The sequence below is a fragment of the Cryptosporangium sp. NPDC051539 genome, assembly GCF_044454545.1.
In the GTDB taxonomy this organism is placed as follows: domain Bacteria; phylum Actinomycetota; class Actinomycetes; order Mycobacteriales; family Cryptosporangiaceae; genus Cryptosporangium.
Window position 1 is genome coordinate 109,882 of the sequence record NZ_JBITDV010000009.1, and the last position, 24,599, is coordinate 134,480.

The window sequence follows — 24,599 nt, forward strand, 5'->3', positions numbered from 1 at the left end:
AGAACGCCGTGGAGTTCGCAGAGATTCTCCGGAAGCGCCGGATGACCAAGGTCTTCTCGCGGGAACCGGTGTCGGAGGACGTGGTGGAGCGGATCCTCCGGGCCGCGAACCGAGGCCCGTCCGCCGGCTTCAGCCAGGGATACGCACTTCTGGTGCTGACCGAGCTCGACGATCGCGTCGCGTTCTGGCGTGCGCTCGGGCAGCACGACATCGACAAGGGTGATCCGGTCAAGCGGGCCCCGGTGATCGTGGTCCCGCTCGCGAGCAAGCAGCTGTACGTGGACCGCTACAAGCAGCCGGACAAGGGCTGGAGCGACCGGGACGACGACAAGTGGCCGGTACCGTACTGGTACATCGACACCGGGTTCACGGCGCTGCTGATGATGCTGGCCGCGGTCGACGAGGAGATCGGCGCCCAGTTCTTCGGCATCCTGCCACCGGTGATCGACGAGTTCCGCATGCAGTTCGGGGTGCCCGACACGTACCGGCCGATCGGTGCCGTCGCCATCGGTCATCGCGACGAGCGGCTGGACTCGCATCCGATGTGGAAGCCGAAGATCACGCGCAAGCCCCTCGACGAGATCGTCCATCGGGGAAAGTGGTGAGCCCCGCCGCCGACCGGGACGTCCTGAGCCGTGCGCTCGACGAGATCACGGGCGAGGCCGCGTGCGCCGCGGTCGTGACCGTCGACGACGAACACGGCACCTGGTCGGCGGCCCGGGGTCTCGCCGACGTACCGGCGCACCGGCCCGCCACGCCGCAGGACCGGTTCCGGGCCGGCAGCATCGTGAAGACCTTCGTGGCGGCGACCGTTCTCCAGCTGGTCGGCGAGGGCGTGCTGCGGTTGTCCGACACGGTGGCGGACTGGCTGCCCGGCACCGTGCCGGACGGTGACCGGATCAGCCTCCGCCAGCTGTTGAACCACACGAGCGGCCTGTACGACGTGATCGACGCGATGCCGGTCTCACCGGCGCACCTCGCCGGCGTCGCCCGCCTGCACACGATCGCGCCCGATCGGCTGGTGCGCGCCGCCACCGCGTGCCCCCCGCATTTCCCGCCGGGTGCCGGGTGGCGCTACTCGAACACCAACTACGTGCTGGCCGGGATGCTGATCGAGCGGGCGACCGGGCGGCCCTACGAAGAGGAGGTGCGCCGGCGGATCGTCGGCGCGCTCGGCCTGCGGCACACCGTTTTGCCCGCGACGTCGCCGTTCCTGCCCGGCCCGCATCTGCGCGCGTACCTGTGGCCCGGACGCCCGGCCGCGCGGCCGCTGCTCGACATCACCGTGCAGAACCCGTCCCGGGCCTGGGCATCGGGAGACCTGGTCTCGACGGCCGGGGATCTGACGTACTTCCTGTCCGAACTGCTGGCCGGTCGCCTGCTTCCCCCACCGCTGATGGACGAGATGCTGAGCACGGTCCCAGGGACGAACGATCGGGACTACGGGCTGGGTCTGTTTCGGATGTCCGTTCCTGGCGGCACTCGGGTGTGGGGCAATTCGGGAGCGTACGGCGGTTACGTGACGTTCATGCTGCGGTCCGAGGACCGTGCGCGCGGCGCGACGATCTCGGTCACGCCGCGTTCCGGTGCGGCGATCCAGTCCGTCCTGAAGTTCGCGGTCACGTACTTCGGAGCGTGACCGTCGAGTTCCGATCGCGGCCGGCGGCGACGGCGGCCGGTGCGAACCGCAGCCCGGCCAGCCCGGTCCGTTCGGCGAGATCCATGGCCCGGTGCGCCGCCCGACCGGCCGGTCCGGTGTCACCGCGGTCCAAGTGGGTGGCCGTGAGCACGTCCAGTGCCTCCGCCTCGAGGACGGCGAACTGACCCGCGCGGGCCTGCTCGGCCGCGTCGGCGAGTAACCGGTCCACGCCGTCGGACTCGCCGGCGGCTCGCCGCGCCCGCCCGAGCGCGATCGCGAGCTGGACCGCGGGATGAGTCATCGGCAATGTCCGCGCGAGCCGCAACCCGTCCCGCAGTACCGCCAGGGCTTCGTCGTGCCGTCCGTCCGCCACGGCCGCGAGGCCGTACGCGCACGACATCTGGGTTTGTGCCAGCAGGTCGTCGGACTCGTCGAGTGCGGCCCGGGCCGCCTCCGCCTCACGGCAGGCCTGGGGGGTGTGGCCGTCGGCGAGGTGGATGATCACCAGCCCGCAGCGGGCCACTGCGGCCAGATGGCGGTTACCGACCTGTTCGAAGAGGGTGATCGCCTCGGTGATGCCGGCGTGGGCGTCAGCAGGCCGGCCGAGCAGCCGGTAGGCCTCACTGAGGTTGAGCAGGGTGATGCCTCGGCTGTGATTGGCCAGCCCGGCCTGCGAGGCCAGGGTCCGCTCGAGGTAGCCGGCGGCCACCGCCAGATCACCCAGTAGCAGGCTCACCAGCCCGAGCTTGCCGAGGTGCTGGTTACTGGGAACGCCGAGCTCCCGGGAGAGATCGAACGCACGGCGGGCGGCGTCGGCCGAGGAGCGCAGGTCGCCGGCGTGGAAGTGGTGCACGCTGATCGCGTTGTAGGCGTCGATCCGGACGTGTGGCCAGCCCGCCTGTTCCGCGCTGTGCAGGCAGCGGGTGGCGTGTTCCAGCGTGCAGGGATCGTGGCCCACCATGTTGTGCGCCTGGGCCAGCACGAGCTCGGCCGCAGCGATGGCGAGAGGATCGGACGCCCGGGTGGCGGCGGTCAGCGCGGCCTCGCCCAGCCGGCGCGGAAGTGCTTGCCCGCTGCGCTGGAACAGGTAGTCCCGGCACGCGTACGGAATCCGCCACGCGAGTTCCGGCCGCCCGAGATCGGCCGCGGCGAAGACCAGCGCGGTGAGATTGCCCAGTTCGTCGGCCAGCCACCGACCGGCGGTCTCCGCGTCGTCGAAGGCGACGGACGCGCCGGCCGCGGGCCACCGCGGGCTGGACGGGTACACCAACGCCGAGGCGCTCTGCACGTGGCTGTCGGCCCAGGTCGCGTACCGGTCCAGCGCGGCGCGACGTTCGGCGGCGTGATCGGGCGCGCCGGCCAGCCGGGACGCGTACTCCCGCAGGAGGTCGGGCATGACGTAACGACCGGCACCGGCGGCCGGCGTCACCAGGTGCGCCTCCGCCAGCTCGGCCAGCAGCGCGGCGGCCCCGTCGTCATCGGCCAGCGCCTGGGCGGCCGGTCCGGAGCAGTCGGTGCCGGGAATCAGGCCGAGCAGCCGGAACATCCGTCGCGCGGGCTCGCTCAGCGCGCGGTAGGAGTGAGCGAAGACCTGGGTCAGGTCGCTCTGGGGGTCGCCTTCGACGGCCAGTGCCGGGACACGGGTGCCGGCCTCGAGTTCGACCCAGAACGCGGCCAGCGAACGCTCCGGGGTGCCGACCAGATTCGCGGCCGCGATCCTCAGAGCGAGCGGTAGGTGCCCGCACGCGGCCGCCAGCTCCGCCGCCGCCTCGGGTTCGGCCTCGACGCGGTCGGCGCCCAGGACGTGTGCGAGCAGCTCGACCGCGTCGGCCTCGGGCAGCACCTCGAGTGCCAACCGGCGCGCGCCGTCCCGTGCGACCAGTCCACCGAGCGCGTCGCGGCTGGTCAACAGCGCGAACGCACCCGGACCGGCCGGAAGCAGCGGACGTACCTGCTCCGCCGAGCGGACGTTGTCGAGCAGGACGAGGATCCGCCGGCCGGTGATCGTCGAGCGGTAGACGGCGGCCATTTGCTCGACGTCGGGCGGGATGCGGTGGGGCGGCACGTCCAGTGCGCGCAACAACCACGTCAGTGCCTCGGCCGGCCCCATCGGATCGCGGGCGTCGTAGCCACGCAGATCGAGGTAGAGCTGGCCGTCGGGATACCGCTCGGTCGATCGGTGCGCCCAATGGACGGCCAGCGCGGTCTTTCCGACGCCGGCCACGCCGCCGAGCGTGCTGACGATGGCCGCGCCGGACGTCGCCCCGGTCTCGTCGGCCATCGTGTCGAGCCAGTCGAGCGCCGTCGTCCGGCCGACGAAATCGGGGATGTCCCGCGGCAGGAACTGCCGCGGGGCCGGGGTAGCACTGGGGCGCGAACTCGACCCGGGGGAGGCCGCACCGGCCGACGGCAGACGTAACGCTGCGTCGTCGGCGAGGATGCGGGTGTGCAGCTGGTGCAGGTCGGACGTGGGCTCGATGCCGAGCTCCGTGACGAGCCGCCGACGGATCTCCCGGAACGCCGACAGTGCTTCCGCCGACCGGCCGCTGCGGTGCAGCGCCAGCATCAGGTTGCCGGCGAGTGCCTCGCTGTAGGGGTACGTGGCGGCGAGCTCGGTGAGTTCGGGCAGTACCGCCTGGTGCCGTCCGGCCGCGAGCTCGTAGCGGGAGAGCTGCTCGAGCGCTTCGACCCGATGCTCGTGGAGCCTCGATCGCGCCACCTCGACGAACGCGCCGGTGATTCCGGACAGTGGGACGCCCTGCCACAGCCCTAGCGCCTCGCGCATCGCTTCGGCCGCATCCGGCGCGGAGCGGTCGGCCAGTGCCCGGGCGGAGCCGACGCGGTCGAGGAACGTCGTCAGGTCGAGCTCGGCGTCGCCCACCGAGAGCCGGTAGCCGCCGACGCTGCTGGTCACCGGGTCCTGCCCCGCGCCGCGTAAGGCCCGGCGAACCGCCGAGACCGCGGCGAAGACCTGCGTCCGTGCGGTGGCCGGCGGTTCGGGGCCCCAGAGCGCGTCGATCAGTTCGTCGGCCGAAACGGTCTGATCCCGGTGCAACAGCAAGTACGCGAGAATCGCCCGCCGTTGAGCCCGGGCGATCGGTACCGGGCAACCATCGACCTCGGCCTGCACTGGTCCGAGCACGACGAACCGCAACGCAGCCACCAGCTTCCCCGTGAACGCTTAGTGATCGCCCGGACGCCCGACGGTGGACGCCGACTTGACTGTGTAGGAAACGTATCAAGAACCGGTGTGAAGGTATCGATAAGGGATGCAGTAGTCACCTGTGGAGGTGTCGTGGCCCGACCGGAAGGCAAGCTACCAGCGAGGAACAATCCGATCACCCAACTGGCCGGGGAACTCCGCACGATGCGTCGGCGAGCCGGAAGCCCGGCCTACCGCGAAATGGCCGGTCGCGCGAACTTTTCCGCCTCGGTGCTGGCCGCCGCGGCGGCGGGGCACGCGCTGCCGACGTTGCCGGTCACGAAAGCTTTCGTACTGGCGTGCGGGGGAGACCCGAAGGCCTGGGAGGCGCGCTGGTACGAGGTCAGCGCGCAGCTCGGCCGGGTCCGTGACCTGCCCGCATCGGTGGCCCCGGCGCCGGCGACCGAGCGGAGCTCGCCGTCCGCTCCGGCGCAGATCCCGCCCGACATCGCGGACTTCACCGGCCGTGCGTCCGAACTCGAGATGCTCGCTACCGGACTGCGTGGCCACGATGCCGGCTCGGCGCCGGACTCTGGGGCGACGGTACTGGTCGGTCCGGGGGGCATCGGCAAGACCGCGATCGCCGTGCGCGCCGCCCATCAGTGGCGGGCGGCGTATTCCGGCGGACAACTCTTCGTGCGGCTCAACGGCCACGGTGACCAGCCGGTGAACGCCCGCGAGGCGCTCGGGCGAGTGCTGCGTGCGCTCGGCGTTCCGGAAGCCCAGATCCCGGACGACGCCGAGGAGCGGTCGGCGATGTACCGCACCCGGCTGGTGGACCGGCCGACCCTCGTCGTGCTCGACGACGTCCCCGATGAGGCGGTCGCTCGTCTCCTGCTGCCGCCGACGTCGCGCTCCGCCTGCATCGTGACCAGTCGCTCGGCGCTCCTCGGGCTCGAGGGTGTAGACCGGGTACAGATCACCGGGTTCAGCGAGACCACCGCCGTGCGGTTCCTCACCCGCCTGGTCGGCGCCGACCGGATCGCCGCCGAGCCGGATGCGGCCGCGCAACTCGTCAGCCTGTGCTGCGGCCTCCCGCTGGCCCTGCGCGTATCCGGGACTCGGCTGGCCGCGCGTCCGAACTGGCCGTTGTCGACGTACGTGAGCTACCTGGCGGGCGAGAACACCCGGCTGTCCGAACTGGCCGCGGGCGACCTGACCGTGCGCTCTCGGTTGGCCCACTCCTATCAGCGGCTGGACGACCGCAGCCAGGTGATGTTCCGGCGGCTCGCGCTCATGCCGGGCCTGCAGTTCCGCACGGCGGCCGCGGCGGCGGTCATCGGCGACACGGTTGACGCCGCCCGGCACGACCTCGAGGCCCTGACCGACGCGAACCTGCTGACCTCGCCGGCGCCCGACCGGTACGGCTTCCACCACCTCGGGCAGCTCTTCGCCCGGGAGTGTCTGGTCCGGGCCGAGTCCCCGGCTGTCGTGAGCCAGGCGGACGATCGTCTGTGCTCCTGGTACGAGCAGGCGGCCCGTGCGGCGGCCAGGATGTTCGCGCGCGGTGCGGGGGCGCTCGGCGGACACCCGGCGCAGATCGCGTTCGCTAGTCGCGAGGCCGCCTGCGAGTGGCTGAACGAGGAGTTGGCGGCGAGCGTCCAGATCGTCGGACGGCTCGCGATCGGGGCCACGCCCGAGCGGGCCGTGGTTCTCCTCAACCGGCTCGGCGAGTTGCTTCAGGACCGGGAGCTCTGGGGCCTGTACCAGTCGGCCCTCGAGCACGGCCGGCGCGCCGCCCGTTCGATCGGCGACGCGGCCGGAGAGGCGGCGATCCAGCAGCGCCTCGACCTGGTCCGACGGAAGATGGCCGGCACGGCGGCGTGAATCGGGGTCCCGCGCTCGACGGCGAGCGCGCCGGACTCCGGGCAGCACCAACAGCGGGGGACTCCACTTCGCTAGACCGCCGGGAGCAGCGGACGTTCCTCGGTGCGGGTGGAGGAGCCGGTTCGGATCGTGAAACGCACCGAGGCGGCGGTCCGGTCGATGTGGAGGGTGCGCTCGTCGGTCCAGCCCTGGAGCCGGAACTCGCCGGCGCCGAGGTGCCGGAGTCCGATCGGGGCGGGACCGCCGGTCAGGAACAGCCCGTCGTCGGCGGTGAGGATCGACCACCGCTGCTCGTCGGGGCCTCCGACGGTGTCGTCGAGAGGTTCTCCCGACCAGCGGACGAAGGGACCGGGCACGTCGACGTCACCACGGAAGGATGCCTGCTCCCAGTGGTTGAGTGGGCGCTCAGGGCGTTCGTAGAGGACGTCGGCGTGGCTCAGGCGGTCGGTGAATTCCGGCGGGAACAGCGCGAACAGGTCCGGGTGCAGTGCGGTGTCGAGGACCAGGTGGACGCGGTCGGCCGTGCCGGTGTTGGCGATGGAATGAGGGCGGGAGAAGTCCCCGTACCAGAATTCACCGGGCTGCCAGCAGTGTTTTTCGCCGTCGAGGATCAGGACGGCGCCGTCGTTGGTGATCAGCGGAACGTGCAGTCGCACCATGCCGACGGCGGGCCCGAGCGGGGTGTCGCGATGGGTCTCGACGCTCGCTCCGGGCGCCAGCGACATCAGCCGGGCGGCCCGTAGTCCGCTGGGCAGCGACGCGAGGATCTCGCCCAGGTAGGAGGCCTCGTCGAGCCATCGGGTGCTGCGGAACGGCGCCGGGCCCGGGCCGCCGGCGTCGGTGCGGTGCGCGTCGCCACCCTGGCTGCGCAGCGGCAGTACGCGCCAGTCGGCCCGGTACTCGGTGCTGCTCCCGTCGTCGGCGTAGGTGCGCTGGTGGCGCCACCGGTCGAGCGTCAAGCGGTCGAGGTCGGCCCGGAGCCGACCGGGGTCGAAGTCTCGTTGGAGCCGGACTGCCGCGGGCAGGCCGGCGAACGGGTCGGTCATGCGGTCCTCCGGGCGGTCAGGACGTCGTCGCCACGGGCACCGGCGTCCGGTGGGTCGTGCGGGTCGGGGGTGAATCCGGCGGCGCGCAGGTCCGCGTGGACGTCGTCGCGGAGGTGGAAGTACCGCCGGCGGCGCAGCGTCTGAACGTCGGTGCGGCCCTGGTGGGTGGTCTCGTACCGGTAGGTGATCAGGACCGCGTCGCCGGTGCCGTCGGTGACCGCGGCGTGCATCCGGTAGTGGCTGTCACCGATGCGGGCCTCCGCCACGACGACGCCCGCCGGGTCGGGCCGGTACTCGGCGACGGTGTCGTCGACCATGTCCAGGGCCAGCACCGCATCCGGCGGCATGCGTTCGGCCAGCGCCCGGAACGTGGCGCGCCGCTGGTCGGCGGTGAGGAACTGCAGCGACCCGGCGAGGTAGGCGTAGTCGAACGGGCCCGGCAGGGTGATCTCGGGCGCCTGCCCGGCGACAACCGTGATCCGCGGCCAGAGCGCCGGCCGCGCGGCGACTTTCGCGAGCAGTGCGCTGCGCATGCTGGATGAGGGCTCCAGACAGTGGACGGTCGCGCCTCGCCCGGCGACGGCGAGTGCGACCCGGCCGGTGCCGGCGCCGACGTCGAGGACCCGCCAGCCGGGCCGGGCTCGGTTCGCGAAGGCCGGGATCCGGGGGAGCGCCGCCTCACCCTGCGCGACGGCGAACACGTCGTAGAGCCCGGCGACGACCGCGTACTCATCGCGGTCGCGCATCTCGACGGCGGCCGGGGCGGTCATGACGCCGGCGCCGTCCGGACGGCGCGGACGTCGTCGGCCGAGGTGGCCAGTCGTGCCAGCACCCAGGCCATGGCGCGGGCGTTGGTGGTCAGCGCCGACGTGTCGAGGTTCTCGACGCGGTCGCAGGGCTGGTGGTAGCACGGGTCGAACATCTGCCCGGCCCGGCCGCCGAAGAGTGCCTGTTGCTCGGGTGTCTTTAGGCCGAGGTTGCCGCCGTCGATGCCGCCGACGGGGATGCCCACCGGGAGGAACTCGAGGTGGTCGGAGCCGACCGAGTCGGGGCTGGTGCGCTGGTAGCGCAGCTTCTGCCGGTCGAGATAGCCGGCGAACAGGTCGGCGATCACGTGGCTGCCGCCGCTGCCCTGGTCCCAGACGAATCGGCCGGAGTTCGGAGATCCGAGGAGCTCGCCGTTGAGCAGCAGCGCGATGCGCGCGCGTTCGGCGTCCGACAAGTGTGTGACGTAGTAAGCGGAACCGACATCGACGAGTTCTTCGGCGCCCCACCAGGCGAACCGCACTTTGTTGGTGACCTGCGCCTGGTACGGCGCGAGAGCGAGCGCGGTCTGGAGGGTCGCCGCGGAGGTTGATCCGTTGTCGTTGATGCCCGGGCCTTCGGTGACGGCGTCCAGGTGGCCGCCGGCCATGACGACGTTGTCCGGGTCGCCACCGCTGGTCTCGGCGAACAGATTGGTCGTCGTCCGGGGTGTGCCGGCACCGCGGAGGGTCAGGTGTACCCGCAGCCCGGCGGTGCTGCGCTTGATCAGGTTCTCGCCGTCGCGCTGGGACACCGACGCCATCGGGATCGTGAAGTCGTCCGGGGTGTAGGCGAGGAAGCGATAGTTGTTGTCCGGTTTCGGCGTCGGGTAGTAGATGAGGACCGCTGCGGCGCCGGCCGCGGCGGCGGCCTGCTGTTGCGCGGTGTATCCGCACGCGGCTCGGGGGAGGACGACGATGCGCCCGGTGACGCCGAGGTAGTCGCCGGCGGCGCATCCGGTGCTCCCGGCCGGTAGCGCGGCGACCGGGGCGGTGAGGCCCTGGGCCGGGGTGGACGGCGTGAACCGGGTCATCAGCACCGGCACCGGGGCTCCGCCTGCGGTGAGCGTCTCGGTGGAGACCGCGAAGTCGGTGTAGGGCACGGTCTGCCTGGTCACCCGGTAGCCGGCCGCACGCAGCCGGCCCTCGACGTAATCGACCGACCGCGTGAACCCCACCCCGTCGTAGCCGCGATCGCCCCCGCTGCGGTCGGCGACGGACTGGAGCGCGCGCAGATGATCGAGCAGCGCGCCGGTGGTCACGCCCGCGGCGAGCCGGTCGGCTGACGGGACCGCGGCGGCGCGGGCCGGCGTCGTCACCGTCACGGTGAGCGTCAGCACGGCCAGGGAGGCCAGGGTTGCTCTGCGGAGAGTTGCGATGTTCATGACGCCTCGCCGTTCGTGGGGTACGGGCCGTGCCGGGTCAGAGGGTGCAGGGAACGGGCCAGGCGCTCGGCCGCCACGGCAGTGCGAGCCCGGCGTCACCGCAGCGCAGGACGAGGCCGCGGTCGACGAGCTCGGGCAGCACACCGCGCTGAGCGGCGTCGAGGGACGCGATCGGCCGGGGATCCCGGAGGGCCTCCAGGGCGGTGACGGTCGCCGCGTCGGCGATCGTCAGCGGGGTGTTCTCGCCGCGGCGTTCGTCGCGGAGGACGACGAAACCCGGTCCGCGGCGGTAGTAGCAGAGGGCGTAGCGGTAATTGCTGCGCCAGCGTTCCAGGGCGTCCGGGGTCAGCCCCACGGCGTGCCGGGGTGGTGGCAGATGGGCGAGCTGCCACAGCGGCACGGCGTCGGTCGTCTCCAGTGACCACTCGACCGCGGCGGCCAGCCCGGCGGCCTCCCGCAGCAGCCGGATCGCGGTCAGGGTCTCCCGCGGCGTCACGCCGTCGGTGATCCGCACGGTGCCGCCGAGGGCGAGGCGCCCGCGGATCGTGAGCGTCCCGGTGACGGGGTGGGGCGGCAGGTTCTGCGTGAGAACGCTCATGAGGACACGCCCGGTCGGAACGGGACGGTCAGTGTCGGCAACGCCACCGCGCGATCGCCGTCGAGGAAGACCAGACCGCGGTCGACGAGTGCGTCCAGCGCGGGGCGGGCCCGCTCGGCGTCACCGTCTGCGGCTTCGGTGAGCACGGCGCGGAGGGACCGGGGCACCCGCAGCGCGGTCAGCACGCGGACGGCCAGCGGATCGGTGAGCGTGTAGGTGCGCTCCGGCCAGCCGAACCGGCGGTCGTCGACGAGTACGCCGTCGTGGGTCTCCGTCTGGGTGAGGACGCTGGCCGGGCCGGCCTCCTGCCAGGTCCGGACCGCGCGGTGCAGGTCCTTTTCGAGGTCCCCGGTCAGTCCTTTGATCTCACCCTCGAACTGGTAGGCCAGGTCGTAGAGCGACTCGGTCGGCATCGCGTAGACGTGCTGGTACTGCGAGGCCGGGCGACGCAGCGCGAATCCCAGTTCAGGGCGCTCGAAATACGGGCTGAAGCGCTCCAGGAGGATGCGGGTGATCCCCGCGGGCGGCTGGAGGTGGATCAGCGCGGGCAGTTGCCCCAGCAGGACGGCGTAGTCCTCGTCGGTTTCGCCTGGGAAGCCGTAGAGGATGTTCCAGTCGACGGTCAGGCCGTAATCGTCGGAATCCCGGAGCACCTGGACGTTCTGCGAGGCGCGGACGCCCTTGTCCATCAGCCGCAGTGCCGTGCTGCACAGGCTTTCGATCCCCGGCTGGATGTGCCGGACACCGGCCGCGGACAGCGCGCCGAGTTGCTCGGCGCGGAGGTTGGCCTTGACCTCGTAGCGGATCGTCACGTCCCAGCCGAGCTTCTCCAACTCGGGCAGTAGTTCGTGGAAGTAGTCGTTGCTCATGATGTTGTCGACCATCACCACGTCGAGGATCTGGTGCGTGGCCACCATCGAGGTCAGGTCCTCGAGGAATTGCGCCGCGGGCTTGGCGCGGAACGTCATGCTGGTGCCGTTGAGACCGCAGAACGTGCAGTGGTGCTTCTCGCCCCACCAGCACCCTCGGGCGGCTTCCAGGGTCAGCCGGGGCCGGACGGTGGCGGCGGCGCGGCTGTCGTCGAACGCCTGCTGCCACCCGGTGTAATCCGGTCGCGGGACCTGCCCCATCGGCATCGGTGCGACCGGGGGGTTGACCCGCTGGGAGTCCTCCTGCCGCCAGATCAGGCCAGGGACGCCGGTGAGGTCGCCGCCGTCGGCCAGGGCGTCGACGAGGGCGACGAACGCGCGTTCACCCTCGCCGCTGACCACGTAGTCGACGAACGGGAAACTGGTGGCCATCGCTCGTCCCATCGGGCCGTCACAGTTTCCCCCACCGATGACGACGGGCAGCGACGGACGGCGTTGTTTCACGCGCCGGGCCACGGCCAGCGAGGCCGCGTTCTGGGAGAACGTCGTGGTGAAGCCGACCAGGTCCGGATCCAGCTCCAGGAGATGATCGACGGCCAGATCGACGAACTCATCGGCCACCGGCCGCATTTCGAGTGCTTTTCCGGGGTCGACGTGCCGCTCCGATACGTAACGGAGGAATTCTTCCCGCCGCCACTCCGGGTCGTCGTACAGGGCCCCGGCGAACACCCATTCGCCGATCGAGTGCCACACGCCGACGTTCGCGATGTAGTCGTAATCGTCGGTGGTGATGATGCTGTCGCTTTTCTCGTCGAGCAGATCGGCCCACGCGAGGTTGGCGTAATATTCGACGACCTGGTGTGGCCGGTGGCATCGCGTGGCGCAGGCTTTCAGAATTCCCAGCGGCAGTGATTGCGTCTCCAGCCCGTGCCAGGGCATGGCGGTGAGCGCGATTCTCATGAGCCGGTTCCTCCCGGGTACGCGGGCCGGTCGAGCCGCACGGGTAAAGACGCCAGACCGCGCAGGGTGGCGGTGTCGTCGTGCCGCGGTGCTCCGGCGGGGACAAAACGTGTTCCGGTCTCGCCGACGGCGGTCAGGAGCGCACTCAATTGCTGCGTGCCGAGGGCGGCGCCGAGACACGCGTGCGCGCCGCGTCCGAAGGCCAGGTGACGTCCGCGACCGCGGGTCAGGTCGACCGCGTCCGGCGCGGGGAAGACGGCGGGATCGCGGTCGGCCGCGGCCAGCATCAGCACCAGGACGTCGCCGCGGCGGACGAGATGCTCACCCAGGAGCGTGTCCTGGACGCAGACGCGGGCGTCGGCTTGGACCGGCCCGTCGAGGCGCAGCAATTCGTCCGTGAGACGAGCGGCGTCCACCGCGGTACGCGCCCACGGCGGGGCGTCGGCGGTGAGGCGCCCGAGGACGTTGCCGAGCAGCCGGCTCACCGACTCGTACCCGGCATGGAGCACCGCGCGCAGCGAGTTGGCCAGCACCGGCAGCGGGACGCCGGATCCCTGCTCGTGCTGCCGGGCCGCTGCGGCGAGGAAGCCGGCGCCGGACCGATCGGAAAGCCAGCGGGTGATGATCTCGCTGAGCGCGGAACGTGCCTGGTCACCGGCTGTGGCGCGACCCGGGTCCAGGCCGGCGTCCATGCTGCGCACGATGGCGTGGGACATCTCCTCGAACTCCGGTCCGGCCGGTAGCCGGACGCCGAGGAACGCGGTGATGGTGGTGAAGGCCACCGGCCGGGCCAGATCCCGGACGAGGTCGACGGTGGCGCCGCCGGCGGGAAGCGCGGCGAGCGTATCGGCCATCAGCGCGGCGATCGACGCGTCGAGGCCGGCCGGTGAGCGTTCGCGCAGGACCGAGACGAGCAGATGCCGCACGGCGGTGTGGTCGGGCGGGTCCAGCGACTGGATGCTCAGCCGGGCGGACGGGACGTCCTCGCCGCTCCGCCGGAAGTCCGACGCGAACGCGGTCGTGTCGCTGAGCACCTGACGGCAGGGGTCGTACCCGGTCACCACCCAGGAATCCAGTTGCGCATGCCAGTACACCGGATCGGCGTCACGCAGGCGCCGGTAGAAGGGGAACGGATCGGCGATGACATCCGGCGCGAGCGGATCGTAGATCGGATCTCGCCCCAGAATCCTCGAATCCGATGTGGCCTGCGCTTCTGACGTCACGTGTCACCGCCTTCTGCCGGCTCGGTGAGATCGAGATGGTCGCCGCGGGCCGGCGTATTCGAATACGCCGGCCCGCGGCCGATCGCCGAAAATTCTCTGTGATCAGTGGATGTAGCGCATGGCAATTCCCCCCTCTCTGAAATTGGGAAGAACGCCGCGCGGACAGCGCGACTCACGCAGATGAAAGTGATTCAGGGAAACGAGCTACGGCGGCGGGCGGATTCCCGCACCGACCGTCCGGCAGCGAACTCCCAAATGGTGCATGCCGATCGACACGGGTCACGTTGCCTCACCCGGGGGTCACTGTCAACGGCTTCGTCCTGGATGGACGCAGATTCTTTTTCTATTCTTGCGAAACTCTCGGCGTGCACATTGAAAGCTGCGAATGGATTCCGGCATCGCCGGTCGAGGGACGACTGAAGCCTCTATCCGAACACGCCCTGACCGAAAACGGGGCGGACCTCGGTGACGTGACGATCGGATCATTCGGCGACTTCCCTCGTTCCCCGGCCGTTCGGCATTTCCGGCTTTTGAGTGCCACCGGCCTCATCGGACAGCCTGAAACGCTCGGGACTACAGCCACCTCTCGACGCCGCCGTGGTGGGAGCAGGTTCCCTGCCGGTGTCGGGAGTAGCTCCAGCTGCCGTCCTCACATAACGCGGTCGCGCCCGCGGGTGCCTGTGGTGCCTTCGTCGGCCGGTGCACGCAGTCGCCGTCAACGTTGCGGTAGTACTCGTCCGCGCAGGAGCCGTTCCCGCCGGTATGCGGCGCGGACGTGCGGGGCCCGGTCGTGCGGGGTCCGGTCGTGCGGGGTCCGGTCGTGCTGGGCGCGGCCGTCCGGGGCGTGGCCCTGCTCGGCGCGGCGTGGCTCGGTGTGGGCGACGTGTCGGGCGAGGCGGGCGGGCCGGCGATCGGGGCCCGCAGCAGCGGCGCGGCCGAGTCGGTGAGCTTGTTCGTGGTGGCCCGCGTGGCCGCGGCTGACGACGTAGCGGCCGGAGTCCCCGGGGTCGTTGTCGTGGTGACCGTGGCGTTATCACCTACCCCGGCGGCGTTGAGGACCAAGCCACCCGTGCAGCAGGGCACCAGCATGGCCACGAAGCCGCTGAGGATGACGAAGGGTAGCTGCCAAGGCTTGAGCTTCGCGGGTAGTCGGCGGTGTGCCGGCTGCATTGCCGATCACTTCCCCCGGCGAGGGCGGATGGGTGCCGCTCACCGTAGCGACAGGACGTTGGCCGAACAGGTACTCCTCGGTGTTTGACCACCGGTCAGCGGTCAGCCGGCGGCCCGGTCGGCCGGCGGCCCGGTCAGCCGGCGGCCCGGTCGGCCGGCGGGGCGGTCGGCCGGCGGCCCGGTCGGCCGGCGGGGCGGTCAGCCGGCATCGGAGTGCCGCTGTGGGCGACGAGGCCGGCATGCGGCCGAGCCGCGCTGACGGCCGACGGCACCGCGAACCGGGGCCGACGAGCTCAGCGGGCACTCGGCTGCGTCACACGACCCACGGCGAGTGGCCGACGCGGGAAGCCGTCCCGGGTGATCGGCGCTCCTCCTGACATCGGTAGGAACCCGCAGGCAAGGGTGCGTGGCCAGAGTTCGGGCCGAGGGGCGCCTGCGGCCCGGTCACGCGCTCGCAGCCCTCCGATGTGTAACGGCAGTGCACCGATGTGCAATCCGATGTCGACACCCGGTAGCCAAGCAATTGCTTGTTCGTTTAGGCTACGGCCCCGCACCGTCACCTGACCGCGACACGTCGACGACGACGTGGCCTTGTGCGAAAGGCTTCCCATGTCACATACCGGTCCTCGACCGACCCGCCGCCGCGTTCTGCAGGGCCTGGCCGCCGGAGCGGGAGCCGCGGTCGGCTCCCAGCTGTTCGGTGCCCTCGCCGCCACCACGGCGGCAGCCGCCGAAACCACCGCGTACGACGTGGTGGTGGTTGGTTCCGGGGCTGCGGGGATGACCGCCGCACTCGCGGCGGCCAAGCGCGGGATGACCGTGCTCGTCGTCGAGAAGGCGGCGAAGTTCGGCGGCTCGGCCGCGCGCTCCGGCGCGGGTGTCTGGATCCCGAACAACCAGGTCATCCTCGCTGCCGGAGTGCCCGACACGCCGGCCAAGGCCGCCACCTACCTGGCGGCAGTGGTCGGTAACGAGGTCCCGGCGGCCCGGCAGGCGGCGTTCCTCACCAACGGGCCGGCGATGATCTCGTTCGTCATGGCCAACAGCCCGCTGCGCTTCCGCTTCATGGAGGGCTACTCCGACTACTACCCGGAGCTCGCCGGTGGGATGCCCAACGGCCGGTCGATCGAGCCGGACATGTTCGACGGAAAACGTCTCGGCACCGACCTGGCCGATCTGAACCCGGCCTACATTCCGGTTCCGACCGGCACGGTGGTGTTCAGCGCCGACTACAAGTGGCTGAACCTGGCGCTGGTCAACGCCAAGGGCGCAGCTGTCACGGCAGAGACCATCGCCCGGTGGCTGGCGGCCACCACGCTGGGAAAGACTCCGTTGACGATGGGCCAGGCGCTGGCCGGAGCCCTCCGTGCGGGCCTGAAGTCGGCGGGGGTACCGGTCTGGCTGAGCACTCCGATGGTCGACCTGAAGGTCGAGGGCGGCCGGGTCACCGGTGTGTTGGTCACCCGCAACGGCGCCCAGACCCTGATCACCGCGAGGTACGGGGTCATCGTCGGCTCCGGAGGGTTCGAGCACAACGCCGCGATGCGCGACCAGTACCAGCAGGAGCCGATCGGTACCGAGTGGACGGTGGGTGCCGCCAGCAACACCGGCGACGGCATCCGGGCCGGCCAGCAGGTCGGTGCGGCGCTCGCCCTGATGGAAGACTCCTGGTGGGGGCCGGCGATCCCGCTGCCCGGCGAGCCGTACTTCTGTCTCGCCGAGCGCACCCTGCCCGGCAGCATCATCGTCAACCAGGCCGGGAACCGCTTCGTCAACGAGGCCGCCCCTTACAGTGACGTCGTCCATGTGATGTACGAGAAGAACGCTGCCTCACCGGACATCCCCGCGTGGATGGTCATCGACCAGAACTACCGCAACCGCTACCTGTTCAAAGACCTCGCACCGGTGCTGCCGTTCCCGGACGCCTGGTACAACAGCGGCGCCCTCGTGAAGGCCACCACGATCGAGGGCCTCGCGGCGAAGATGGGCGTCCCGGCCGCCGCGTTGCAGAGCACCGTCACCCGGTTCAACGGCTTCGCCGCGTCCGGGAAAGACCTGGACTTCAAGCGTGGCGACAGCGCCTACGACCACTACTACACCGACCCGGCGGTCAAGCCGAACTCCTGCCTCGCGCCGCTGCGGCTGGCTCCGTACTACGCGTTCAAGATCGTCCCCGGCGACCTGGGTACCAAGGGCGGCATGGTGACCGACGCCAACGCCCGGGTCCTGACCACCGGCGGAGCCGTCATCCCGGGCCTCTACGCGGCCGGTAACGCCAGCGCTGCGGTGATGGGTCACAGCTATGCCGGGGCCGGGTCCACGATCGGACCCGCCATGACTTTCGGCTACGTCGCCGCCAACCACATCGCCGCCAACCGCTGATCCGTCCGCGGCCAGCCGCCTTACAGGCCCCGCCGCCTTTTCACCACTCGCACGAGAGGGACCAGAACGCCCGGGCCGGCGGCTCCGATCGTGGTGCCGCCCGCCCGGGTCCTAGCCCGGTCGCCGCTCCCGGAAGGTGCGCCTACTGCTGGGCGGCGGCGACCCGGGGGTGGTCGCGCCAGGCGGGCATGGTGGCCAGGTACGCCAGCGTCTCGGCTTCGATCTGTTCGCGAGGCGCTCCCGGGCTGCGGCGGGCCTGCCAGGCGGTCATCCGTTCGAACCGTTCGTCGAACGGCTGCAGCGCGCCGCCGGCGTCCGTGCAGTGCTCGCAATAGGGGCCGCTCTCGATCGGCATGCCGCAGCTCTCGCAGTTCATGGTTTCTCCCCGGAGTCGAGTAGGGCGTGCAATCCGGCGAGCAGCGCTTCGCGGGTGTCGGCCGGCACTGCCTGGAGAGCTTCGGCCAGCCGGGGCCTGTCGAGTACCGCCCGATCCCGGGCCAGCCGGTCTTGGCCCTCCGGCGTCAGCCAGATCAGGGTCCGCCTGCGGTCGGACGGGTCCCGCTCACGTTCGAGCAGCCCGTTGCGCTCCAATTGGCTGACGATCTCGCTCACCACCGACTGCGCCCGGTCGAGGTGCAGTGCGGCTTCGCCCACGGTGAGCGGACCGGTGTGGGCGAGGTGGTGCAGCACCGCGCGGGAGGCGCCCGAAAGTTCCGAGCGCTTCCGGTCACGGCGGTGGAACGCCAGGTAGACCGCTTGGAACAGCTCCTCGAACCGGGCCGCATCGGCTGCTGTGTCGTGCACGCGATCACGATCTGCCGTCGGCGACGCATCGTCAATCCCGATGGATCCACGGGACGATCACCGGTGCGGCGACGGTTTCGCCTGCTGGGGTCCATCCGAGCAAGCACTCGTTCGCCGGGACGTCCCGGCGAATCCCGATCGCGCCTCTCGCTCGATGGGGAGGCGGTAGCGTCCCGGCTCGTGGACGCGTTCTCCGGCAAGGGCATGCGGTTCCAGGTGTTGGACGAGGGGCCGGCCGACGCCGAGACGGTCGTGCTCCTGCACGGTTTTCCGCAGAGAGCGCGGTCGTGGGCGGGGGTCACGCGGCACGTGCTCGAGGCCGGCTACCGGGTCATCGCACCGGAACAGCGCGGTTACACCCCGGAGGCCCGGCCGCGGTCCCGGCGGGCGTATCGGCTCGGTGATCTGGTCGGCGACGTCATTGCCCTGATCGATAGTGCGGGCGTCGATCGGGTTCATCTGGTGGGCCACGACTGGGGTGGTGGGGTCGCGTGGATGGTCGCCGCCACGCGGCCGGATCGTCTCCGTACGCTGACGGTCGCCTCGTCTCCGCATCCCCGCGCGGTGGTGAACGCCATGCTGACCAGCCGGCAGCTGCTGCAAGCCTGGCACGTGGCGTTCTTCCAGCTGCCGTGGTTGCCGGAGGCTGCGATCCGCTCCCGGGGCGGTCGCCTCGCGGTCGCCGTGCTCCGGCGATCCGGCCTTCGTGACGATCTGGCGAGGGAGTACGTCGACAGGCTCCTTGACGACCCGGGTGCCTTGGCCGGAGCGCTGCACTGGTACCGCGCGATGCCCCTCGACGTCCTCACCGGACTGCGGACCGGTGCCGTCACGGTCCCGACGACGTATGTGTGGAGCACCGGCGACGTCGCTCTCGGCCGGCGTGCCGCGGAGCTGACCGGCCGATGGGTCACGGGTCCGTTCGAATTCAAGGTCCTCGAAGGCGTCTCGCACTGGATTCCTGAACAGGCGCCGGACGAACTGTCCGCGCACGTTCTGGAGCGGATCAAAAGCGTGTGACCAGAGCAGACACGTTCTGCGCCGCGGACCCGGGACTCGGCGTGCTCACCGGCGATCTGCCGATGCCGTTGTCCGGGTGCGCTAGCGTCTGGCCGGTCAGCGTCCGCAGTAGACGGAGTGGAGAACCATGCGTCGTCTCATCGCCGTGGCCCTCAGCACGATCGCGCTCGGAAGCGCCTTGCTGGCCGCCTCGCCGGCGCAGGCTGCCACTGTCGTCGCGGAAGGCTCGCTGACCCAGAGCAACGCGTTGGGCTACACGAAGATCTCGATGACCGGCGCGACGCTCACCGGCTTCTTCACGATCAAAGACACCAAGACCGACGGCTCCTGCGCCTACGCCCGGGTCGTCTACAAGAACGACTCGAACACCACGCTGCTGACTTCCCAGACCGGGAAGTCCTGCACCACGGGCGGCACCGTGCAGTACAGCATCCCCACGACGTCGAACACGTCGATCTCGAAGGCGGTGCTCGAGGTGTGGAACGGCGCCTCCGGCGCCAAGAAGACCCGCACCTTCGGAATCGGCTGAGCTCCCGGGCTCCGCGCCGTTCAGAGGAGTCCGGCCAGTTTGTAGAGCACGAGTGAGCCGGCCACGGCGACGTTGAGGCTGTGACCGGTGCCGACCATCGGGATCTCGACGGCGAGGTCCAGAAGGTCGAGCGCATCGGGCGGAATGCCGGTGGACTCGTGACCGAGGACGATGACGGTCCGCTGCCGTGCGGCCGGAAGATCGGCGAGCCGGACGGCCTCGTCAGCCAGTTCCACGCCGACGATCCGTGAACCGGCGGCACGTTCGGCGGTCAGCCAGTCGCTGGGGTTGCCGATCCGGTGGACGCACCCGGGACGGCGCAGCGTGTTGCCACGGGCGAGGGCCTCGTCCACCCAGCGGAACGGCGGAACCGCCAGGCATGCTCCGACCGCGTCGCACGTGCGCAGCAGGGTCCCGAGGTTCGCCCCGTGCAGCGGCCAGAGCGGAGCGGCCAGCAGGTGTCCCCAGCAGCGGTGCGCCTGGTGGCGTCGGGTCCGGTGAAGTTCCTTCCGGGACTTGACCCGGATCGCGGGGCTCACCACACGGAGGCGGATGCGCCCCGGAGTTCTAGTGCCACAGTCAGGGGGTGCTTCGCGGCGCACCCGGGCCATCGACGACGACACGACCGCCCCGGACGATACCCGCACCGCCCGGAAAGAACATCCGGTCAAGCGCAGGGGGTTCGGAGGGCGACGTTCAACTCCGAGTCTGTCTCTCGACCAGGTTTTCCAGCCATTCCTGGTGGTTGGTGTGGAGGACGCGCCGCAGGCGCCGGGCCGCCAACCGGGGAACCAGGCCGGTCTGCACCTCCTCGGTCAGGACGTGGCATCCGCCGCCGGCCTCGGGCGTGAGGATCCAGCGGTGGTAGCCGCCGGCGCCGCGCGCCTTGCCGGACCAGGCCAGGCGCCGGGCCGGCTCGAACTCGGTCACCTGCGTGTGCACCTGGACGTTCAGCGTCGTCCACGTGAACCGGGATCCGGCGGTCAGCTCGTCACCGCCGTCGAGGATCACCACCTCCGCGGCGTGCGGGTACCAGGTCGGCCAGGCCGTGGCCGTGACCAGTGCCGGCCACAGCCGTTCCGCGGGGACCGGTGTACGGATCTCGTTGCGGGCGTAGACGGGCGCCGTCTCGGGATCGAACCCGGCGGGCCACTGCGACGAATTCACGGGAAAACCTCCATCGCCTATCAGGTGTTAGGCGAACGTACCACGCTCGCCTAACACCTGATAGGCTCAGTCGTGATCGAGAACCGGAAGGTCAACCCGCGCGGCCAGGGCGGACGACTGCGGCGCGACATCCTGGACACGGCGGTCGACCTGCTCGGCCAGGCCTCCGCCGACGACGGAGTGACGCTGCGCGACATCGCGCGGCGGATCGGGATCGCCGCCCCATCGGTCTATTCGCACTTCCCGGACCGGGCTGCGGTGATCGACACCGTGATCGAGGAGTCGTACGAGGCGTTGACGGCCGCGACCCACGCGGCCAAGGAGGGGCTGGACTGTCCCGCCGAGAGGCTCCGAGCATTGGCGACGGCCTACGTTCGATTCGGCCGTGATCATCCCGGCCGCTACCGGATCCTGTTCGAGGCCTCCACGGAAGACGCGCGGGCCAGGCCACCCGCACCCGGCGGGGCGGCCGCGTTCACGGGCCTTTCCGCGCTCGTGGCCGAATGCATCACCGAAGGATCCTCCACCAGCACCGACCCGACCCTGGACAGCACCGCACTGTGGACGGCGCTGCACGGCATCGTCACGCTGCCGCGGGCGACACCGGCCTTCGCCTGGCCCGACACCGAGGTGCTGACCGACCGGGTCGTCACCGGCCTCGCCGGCCTGCGGCCCGACCACCGCCACCCGGAAACCCCGCCGGCACCTTCCCGGTAGAGGGGCCGGGACGGATCACGCGTCGTGGCGAGCCACGTCGACGTGGGTGACGAGGTTGATGCCGCCGTCGACGCGGATCACTTCACCGGTGACGAAGGGGGCCTTGACGAGCGCCAGGACCATCGCCGCGACGTCGGAGGGCTGCCCGAGCCGGCCCAGCGGTGTCATGGCCGCGGTGCGTGCGGCCCGCGGGGCGAGGCTGTCCGAGGTCAGCCGGGTCTCGACGGGGCCCGGGGCGATCGCGTTCACCCGGACGTCCGGGCCCACGGCCTTGGCCAGCAGCCTCGTCAGGTGGTCGAGCGCGGCCTTGCTGACGGAGTAGGGGATCGAGCTGCCGAGGGGGCGCGAGCCGCCCACCGAGGTGATGTTGATGATGTGGGCGCCGGGCTCCATGACCTTCACGGCGGCGACGGAGACCTGCCACGTCCCGACGACGTTGACGCCGAGGATCCGGTGCCAGTCGGCAGCGGTGACCGCCTCCAGGTCGGTGTGGGGGACGGGCCGCGACACCCCGGCGTTGTTCACCAGCAGGTCGAGCCGGCCGTGCCGCTCCATGGTCGTCTCCACCAGGCGGACGGCGTCGGCCGGATCGGCGATGTCGACCTGGACGTAGCTCGCTCCCGGGAGCTCGGCCGCGAGCCGCTCACCGGCGTCGACCGAGGTGGCCGACGTCACCACGACGGTGAAGCCGTCGGCCGCGAGCGCGCGGGCGATCCCTTCCCCGATCCCGGAGCTCGAGCCGGTCACGATGGCGACACGTGTCATTCGCTCAGATCCCACTGGCGGTGTCGGTGGGGGTGGAGGTCCAGAAGATCAGCCACTTGCCGAGTTGCACGACGATCGCGTGCAGTGCGATCCCGATGGCCGACAGCACGACGATCACCGCGAACGTCCTGGCCACGTCCAAAGTGAAGTTGCTCGCCTGGATCAGGTAGCCCAGACCTTCGGAGCTGCCCACGAACTCCGCGACCACGGCGCCGGTCACGGACAGGATGACGGCGACCTCGAGTCCCGCGAAGATGTGCGGAAGCGCGGACGGGATCTGCAGGTGCCGCATGACCTGCATGCGGGACGCGCCGAAGGACCGGAGCATCTCGACCTGCTCGTAGGCGGCGGACCGGAATCCCAGGACGGCGTTGATGAGCAGGGGGAAGAACGCAATCAGGGCCACGGTCAGCACCTTCGAGCTGATCCCGATGCCGAACCAGACGATCAGCAGAGGCGCCATGGCGACCTTCGGGATCGTCTGGGTCAGGATGAGCAGCGGGAACAGCACGCGCTCCACCGTCCGGAACTGGGTGATGAGCACCGCGGATACCAGCGCCGAGCCGACCGCGATGCCGAATCCGATCAGGATCTCCTTCAGGGTGACGATCGATTGGGTCACCAGGCTGCCGTCGCGGAAGCCGTCGACCAGGGAGTCGGCGACGGCCGTCGGTGCGGGGACGAGGATGTCGGAGACGTCGAAGACCTTCACGACGACCTGCCAGACGACTAACAACCCGACGAACACCAGCACGCTGTAGGTGATCTCCGGCACCCGTCGGCGTCGGCGCCGGACCGGGGTGTCCGAGCTCGTGGGCGCCTCCGGGGCGGCGACTGCCTCTCGGTCGGCTGTGTGACGCGTGGACATCAGATCTCCTAGTGGGCGCTGTGCTCGGAGTCGAGCAGCTTGCGGATCTTCAGGACGATCTCGCCGAACTCGGGTGTGTTGATGTTCTCGAGCCGCCGTGGTCGGGGGAGCGCGACCTCGATGACGTCCGCCAACCGGCCGGGGCGCGGTGTCATGACCACGACGCGGTCGGCGAGGAGCACCGCCTCGGGGATGCTGTGCGTCACGAACAGGACGGTCTTGCGGTCGGAGTCCCAGATCTTCAGCAGGTCCAGTCCCATCTGGTCGCGAGTCATCGCGTCGAGGGCGCCGAACGGCTCGTCCATGAGCAGGATGCGCGGGTCGTGCATCAGGGCGCGGCCGATCCCGACCCGCTGCTGCATCCCGCCCGACAGCTCGTTGGGGTACCGGTCGCCGAACTCCTCCAGGCCGAGCATCACCAGCAACTCGGCGGCCTTCGCGTGGGTCGCGGCGTCCCGGGCGTGGTGGAGGTCCGGCGACGTCAGCAGGTTCTTCCGCACGGTGCGCCAGGGCAGCAGCAGAGGCTGCTGGAAGACCATGCCGAGCTGGTTGCGGTGGCTGTCCTTCGACGGGGAGAACGTGACCTGCCCGGAGGTCTGTCGGGACAGGCCCATGATGATCCGCAGCAGCGTGCTCTTGCCGCAGCCGCTCGGGCCGACGATGGAGATGAACTCACCGGCTCGGACGCTGAGGGAGACGTCGTCGAGAGCCTGGACGGTCCCGCCGGACTTCGTCGGATAGAGCATGGACAGCGAGTCCAAGCGGATCACGCAGTCGGTGTCGGTGCTGATCGGCACGTCTGTCCTTCCTCACCTGGTTCGAGCGCGGTTGGCAGTCAGTCGGTCGACGAGGGCCATGTGCCGCCCATCTCCTTGGTCAGTCGCTTGCAGGCGGCCTTCAATGCCGTGGCCTCCCGGGAGTCCAGCGCCTCCGGCAGCATCCGCTCGGTGCCGACGGCCGCGATCGTGGCGCAGATCCCGCTCGCCGCGAACACCGGCGCCGCGAGGACGCAGATGCCGCGGTGGTTGACGTCGCTGCTCATGCCGGCCTGCCGGATCGCCTCGATCCGACGGCGAATCCCGGTGCGCTGGGGTTCGGGGAGGCTGCCGGTGAGCCGGTCGGCGTGGAACTGGTCGGGGAGGAAGGCCAGGAAGACCTTGGCCTGCGAGGAGTTCAGGGCGAGCTGCGAGCCCACCCGCACCGTCACGAGGGTGGGATGTTCGGCCTCCTCCACCAGCGAGACCACCGGGCCGGAGGCGCCCCACAGCGACAGCACGATGCTGACCTTGATGTCGAGCGCGAGCTCACGCAGGTAGGCCGGTGCCATCTGGATGATGCGCTGCTGTCCCAGTACGAAGCTGCCGAGCTGCAGGATCGACCGTCCGGGACGGACGAGCGCGGAGTCCTCCACGCGCTCGAGCAGGCCGGAGCTGATCATCGAGCTGAAGTAGCGGTGCACCGTGGTCCGCTTCAGGCCGAGCCGGCGGGTGGCCTCCGCGACCGAGAGCTCCGGAGTCTCGGGAGCGAACAGTCCGAGGATCTGCGCGGTCCGGCTCACTGCCTGGATGTCTTGCTCGCGAGCAGTGTCTGGCTTGTCGGCCTGGTCCTCCGGCATTGGCTCTTAC

At 70.7% G+C, this 24,599-nt stretch carries 23 protein-coding genes; 7 read left to right on the forward strand and 16 right to left on the reverse strand.

What is annotated here, in order from left to right; all coding sequences use genetic code 11:
- Positions 1 to 8: 8 nt before the first annotated feature.
- Both ACIBZJ_RS27075 and ACIBZJ_RS27080 read left to right on the forward strand, forming a co-directional pair.
- On the forward strand, positions 9 to 605 hold the full coding sequence (locus tag ACIBZJ_RS27075) for a nitroreductase family protein (RefSeq protein ID WP_395934323.1): 597 nt from the start codon (positions 9 to 11) through the stop codon (positions 603 to 605).
- Entirely contained in the window at positions 602 to 1,639 is a 1,038-nt protein-coding gene (locus tag ACIBZJ_RS27080; RefSeq protein ID WP_395934325.1) for a serine hydrolase domain-containing protein, read from the forward strand. Before ACIBZJ_RS27075 ends, ACIBZJ_RS27080 begins: the two co-directional genes overlap by 4 nt.
- Here the strand turns inward: ACIBZJ_RS27080 and ACIBZJ_RS27085 are convergent.
- A complete protein-coding gene (locus tag ACIBZJ_RS27085) occupies positions 1,620 to 4,802 on the reverse strand; it encodes a BTAD domain-containing putative transcriptional regulator (RefSeq protein WP_395934327.1) in 3,183 nt (1,060 codons plus the stop codon). The genes ACIBZJ_RS27080 and ACIBZJ_RS27085 overlap by 20 nt on opposite strands.
- Positions 4,803 to 4,934: 132 nt before the next feature.
- Here ACIBZJ_RS27085 and ACIBZJ_RS27090 point away from each other — a divergent pair, with 132 nt between their 5' ends.
- Complete coding sequence (locus ACIBZJ_RS27090) at positions 4,935 to 6,668, forward strand: NB-ARC domain-containing protein (protein WP_395934329.1); 1,734 nt, start codon at positions 4,935 to 4,937, stop codon at positions 6,666 to 6,668.
- A 71-nt stretch (positions 6,669 to 6,739) separates the two neighbouring features.
- On the opposite strand, the gene ACIBZJ_RS27095 is transcribed toward ACIBZJ_RS27090, so the two are convergent.
- The 7 genes from ACIBZJ_RS27095 to ACIBZJ_RS27125 all read right to left on the reverse strand — a co-directional run bounded on the left by ACIBZJ_RS27095 (position 6,740) and on the right by ACIBZJ_RS27125 (position 14,722).
- Positions 6,740 to 7,714, reverse strand: a complete 975-nt coding sequence (locus ACIBZJ_RS27095) for an aspartyl/asparaginyl beta-hydroxylase domain-containing protein (RefSeq protein WP_395934331.1) — start codon at positions 7,712 to 7,714, stop codon at positions 6,740 to 6,742.
- Complete coding sequence (locus ACIBZJ_RS27100) at positions 7,711 to 8,484, reverse strand: class I SAM-dependent methyltransferase (RefSeq protein ID WP_395934333.1); 774 nt, start codon at positions 8,482 to 8,484, stop codon at positions 7,711 to 7,713. Before ACIBZJ_RS27100 ends, ACIBZJ_RS27095 begins: the two co-directional genes overlap by 4 nt.
- Positions 8,481 to 9,902 carry a M28 family peptidase gene (locus ACIBZJ_RS27105; RefSeq protein ID WP_395934335.1) on the reverse strand — a complete coding sequence of 474 codons (1,422 nt, stop codon included), beginning with the start codon at positions 9,900 to 9,902 and terminating at the stop codon, positions 8,481 to 8,483. Before ACIBZJ_RS27105 ends, ACIBZJ_RS27100 begins: the two co-directional genes overlap by 4 nt.
- A gap of 37 nt (positions 9,903 to 9,939) precedes the next feature.
- Positions 9,940 to 10,500 (reverse strand): DUF5825 family protein, encoded by a 561-nt coding sequence (locus ACIBZJ_RS27110; RefSeq protein WP_395934337.1) that lies wholly within the window; start codon positions 10,498 to 10,500, stop codon positions 9,940 to 9,942.
- A complete protein-coding gene (locus tag ACIBZJ_RS27115) occupies positions 10,497 to 12,329 on the reverse strand; it encodes a RiPP maturation radical SAM C-methyltransferase (protein WP_395934339.1) in 1,833 nt (610 codons plus the stop codon). The genes ACIBZJ_RS27110 and ACIBZJ_RS27115 overlap by 4 nt, the downstream gene beginning before the upstream one ends.
- Positions 12,326 to 13,552, reverse strand: a complete 1,227-nt coding sequence (locus ACIBZJ_RS27120; RefSeq protein ID WP_395934341.1) for a cytochrome P450 — start codon at positions 13,550 to 13,552, stop codon at positions 12,326 to 12,328. Before ACIBZJ_RS27120 ends, ACIBZJ_RS27115 begins: the two co-directional genes overlap by 4 nt.
- A 573-nt stretch (positions 13,553 to 14,125) precedes the next feature.
- A complete protein-coding gene (locus tag ACIBZJ_RS27125; protein WP_395934343.1) occupies positions 14,126 to 14,722 on the reverse strand; it encodes a DUF3761 domain-containing protein in 597 nt (198 codons plus the stop codon).
- 609 nt (positions 14,723 to 15,331) lie between these two features.
- Between ACIBZJ_RS27125 and kstD the strand changes: the two genes are divergently transcribed.
- Positions 15,332 to 17,104, forward strand: a complete 1,773-nt coding sequence (gene kstD, locus ACIBZJ_RS27130; RefSeq protein WP_395934345.1) for a 3-oxosteroid 1-dehydrogenase — start codon at positions 15,332 to 15,334, stop codon at positions 17,102 to 17,104.
- Positions 17,105 to 17,246: 142 nt separating this feature from the next.
- Here the strand turns inward: kstD and ACIBZJ_RS27135 are convergent, their stop codons facing one another.
- Complete coding sequence (locus ACIBZJ_RS27135; RefSeq protein WP_395934347.1) at positions 17,247 to 17,480, reverse strand: hypothetical protein; 234 nt, start codon at positions 17,478 to 17,480, stop codon at positions 17,247 to 17,249.
- Positions 17,477 to 17,908, reverse strand: a complete 432-nt coding sequence (locus ACIBZJ_RS27140; RefSeq protein ID WP_395934349.1) for a MarR family winged helix-turn-helix transcriptional regulator — start codon at positions 17,906 to 17,908, stop codon at positions 17,477 to 17,479. Before ACIBZJ_RS27140 ends, ACIBZJ_RS27135 begins: the two co-directional genes overlap by 4 nt.
- 180 nt (positions 17,909 to 18,088) lie before the next feature.
- Here ACIBZJ_RS27140 and ACIBZJ_RS27145 point away from each other — a divergent pair, with 180 nt between their 5' ends.
- Both ACIBZJ_RS27145 and ACIBZJ_RS27150 read left to right on the forward strand, forming a co-directional pair.
- A complete protein-coding gene (locus ACIBZJ_RS27145; protein ID WP_395934351.1) occupies positions 18,089 to 18,928 on the forward strand; it encodes an alpha/beta fold hydrolase in 840 nt (279 codons plus the stop codon).
- Between the two features lie 127 nt (positions 18,929 to 19,055).
- Positions 19,056 to 19,457, forward strand: coding sequence for a hypothetical protein (locus ACIBZJ_RS27150; protein ID WP_395934353.1), 402 nt, complete (start codon positions 19,056 to 19,058; stop codon positions 19,455 to 19,457).
- A gap of 20 nt (positions 19,458 to 19,477) precedes the next feature.
- Here the strand turns inward: ACIBZJ_RS27150 and ACIBZJ_RS27155 are convergent, their stop codons facing one another.
- Both ACIBZJ_RS27155 and ACIBZJ_RS27160 read right to left on the reverse strand, forming a co-directional pair.
- Positions 19,478 to 19,996 carry a TrmH family RNA methyltransferase gene (locus ACIBZJ_RS27155; protein ID WP_395934355.1) on the reverse strand — a complete coding sequence of 173 codons (519 nt, stop codon included), beginning with the start codon at positions 19,994 to 19,996 and terminating at the stop codon, positions 19,478 to 19,480.
- Between the two features lie 157 nt (positions 19,997 to 20,153).
- Positions 20,154 to 20,624, reverse strand: a complete 471-nt coding sequence (locus ACIBZJ_RS27160; RefSeq protein ID WP_395934357.1) for an SRPBCC family protein — start codon at positions 20,622 to 20,624, stop codon at positions 20,154 to 20,156.
- A 72-nt stretch (positions 20,625 to 20,696) separates the two neighbouring features.
- On the opposite strand from ACIBZJ_RS27160, the gene ACIBZJ_RS27165 reads away from it, so the two are divergent.
- Complete coding sequence (locus ACIBZJ_RS27165) at positions 20,697 to 21,341, forward strand: TetR/AcrR family transcriptional regulator (RefSeq protein ID WP_395934359.1); 645 nt, start codon at positions 20,697 to 20,699, stop codon at positions 21,339 to 21,341.
- Positions 21,342 to 21,356: 15 nt separating this feature from the next.
- On the opposite strand, the gene ACIBZJ_RS27170 is transcribed toward ACIBZJ_RS27165, so the two are convergent.
- From ACIBZJ_RS27170 to ACIBZJ_RS27185, 4 genes are read right to left on the reverse strand one after another with little or no spacing between them, the layout of a single operon-like run.
- On the reverse strand, positions 21,357 to 22,106 hold the full coding sequence (locus ACIBZJ_RS27170) for an SDR family NAD(P)-dependent oxidoreductase (RefSeq protein ID WP_395934361.1): 750 nt from the start codon (positions 22,104 to 22,106) through the stop codon (positions 21,357 to 21,359).
- A 4-nt stretch (positions 22,107 to 22,110) separates the two neighbouring features.
- Positions 22,111 to 22,974 (reverse strand): ABC transporter permease, encoded by an 864-nt coding sequence (locus ACIBZJ_RS27175; RefSeq protein ID WP_395934363.1) that lies wholly within the window; start codon positions 22,972 to 22,974, stop codon positions 22,111 to 22,113.
- 8 nt (positions 22,975 to 22,982) lie between these two features.
- Positions 22,983 to 23,771 carry an ABC transporter ATP-binding protein gene (locus ACIBZJ_RS27180; protein WP_395934365.1) on the reverse strand — a complete coding sequence of 263 codons (789 nt, stop codon included), beginning with the start codon at positions 23,769 to 23,771 and terminating at the stop codon, positions 22,983 to 22,985.
- A gap of 38 nt (positions 23,772 to 23,809) precedes the next feature.
- A complete protein-coding gene (locus tag ACIBZJ_RS27185) occupies positions 23,810 to 24,589 on the reverse strand; it encodes an IclR family transcriptional regulator (protein ID WP_395934367.1) in 780 nt (259 codons plus the stop codon).
- Positions 24,590 to 24,599: the final 10 nt, after the last annotated feature.

Excerpts from the sequence above, each read along its gene's own strand:
- ACIBZJ_RS27095 (WP_395934331.1), bottom strand. The coding sequence starts at position 7,714 with ATGACCGACCCGTTCGCCGGCCTGCCCGCGGCAGTCCGGCTCCAACGA.
- ACIBZJ_RS27100 (WP_395934333.1), bottom strand. The coding sequence starts at position 8,484 with ATGACCGCCCCGGCCGCCGTCGAGATGCGCGACCGCGATGAGTACGCG.
- ACIBZJ_RS27105 (WP_395934335.1), bottom strand. The coding sequence starts at position 9,902 with ATGAACATCGCAACTCTCCGCAGAGCAACCCTGGCCTCCCTGGCCGTG.
- ACIBZJ_RS27110 (WP_395934337.1), bottom strand. The coding sequence starts at position 10,500 with ATGAGCGTTCTCACGCAGAACCTGCCGCCCCACCCCGTCACCGGGACG.
- ACIBZJ_RS27115 (WP_395934339.1), bottom strand. The coding sequence starts at position 12,329 with ATGAGAATCGCGCTCACCGCCATGCCCTGGCACGGGCTGGAGACGCAA.
- ACIBZJ_RS27125 (WP_395934343.1), bottom strand. The coding sequence starts at position 14,722 with ATGCAGCCGGCACACCGCCGACTACCCGCGAAGCTCAAGCCTTGGCAG.
- kstD (WP_395934345.1), top strand. The coding sequence starts at position 15,332 with ATGTCACATACCGGTCCTCGACCGACCCGCCGCCGCGTTCTGCAGGGC.
- ACIBZJ_RS27135 (WP_395934347.1), bottom strand. The coding sequence starts at position 17,480 with ATGAACTGCGAGAGCTGCGGCATGCCGATCGAGAGCGGCCCCTATTGC.
- ACIBZJ_RS27150 (WP_395934353.1), top strand. The coding sequence starts at position 19,056 with ATGCGTCGTCTCATCGCCGTGGCCCTCAGCACGATCGCGCTCGGAAGC.
- ACIBZJ_RS27170 (WP_395934361.1), bottom strand. The coding sequence starts at position 22,106 with ATGACACGTGTCGCCATCGTGACCGGCTCGAGCTCCGGGATCGGGGAA.
- ACIBZJ_RS27175 (WP_395934363.1), bottom strand. The coding sequence starts at position 22,974 with ATGTCCACGCGTCACACAGCCGACCGAGAGGCAGTCGCCGCCCCGGAG.
- ACIBZJ_RS27185 (WP_395934367.1), bottom strand. The coding sequence starts at position 24,589 with ATGCCGGAGGACCAGGCCGACAAGCCAGACACTGCTCGCGAGCAAGAC.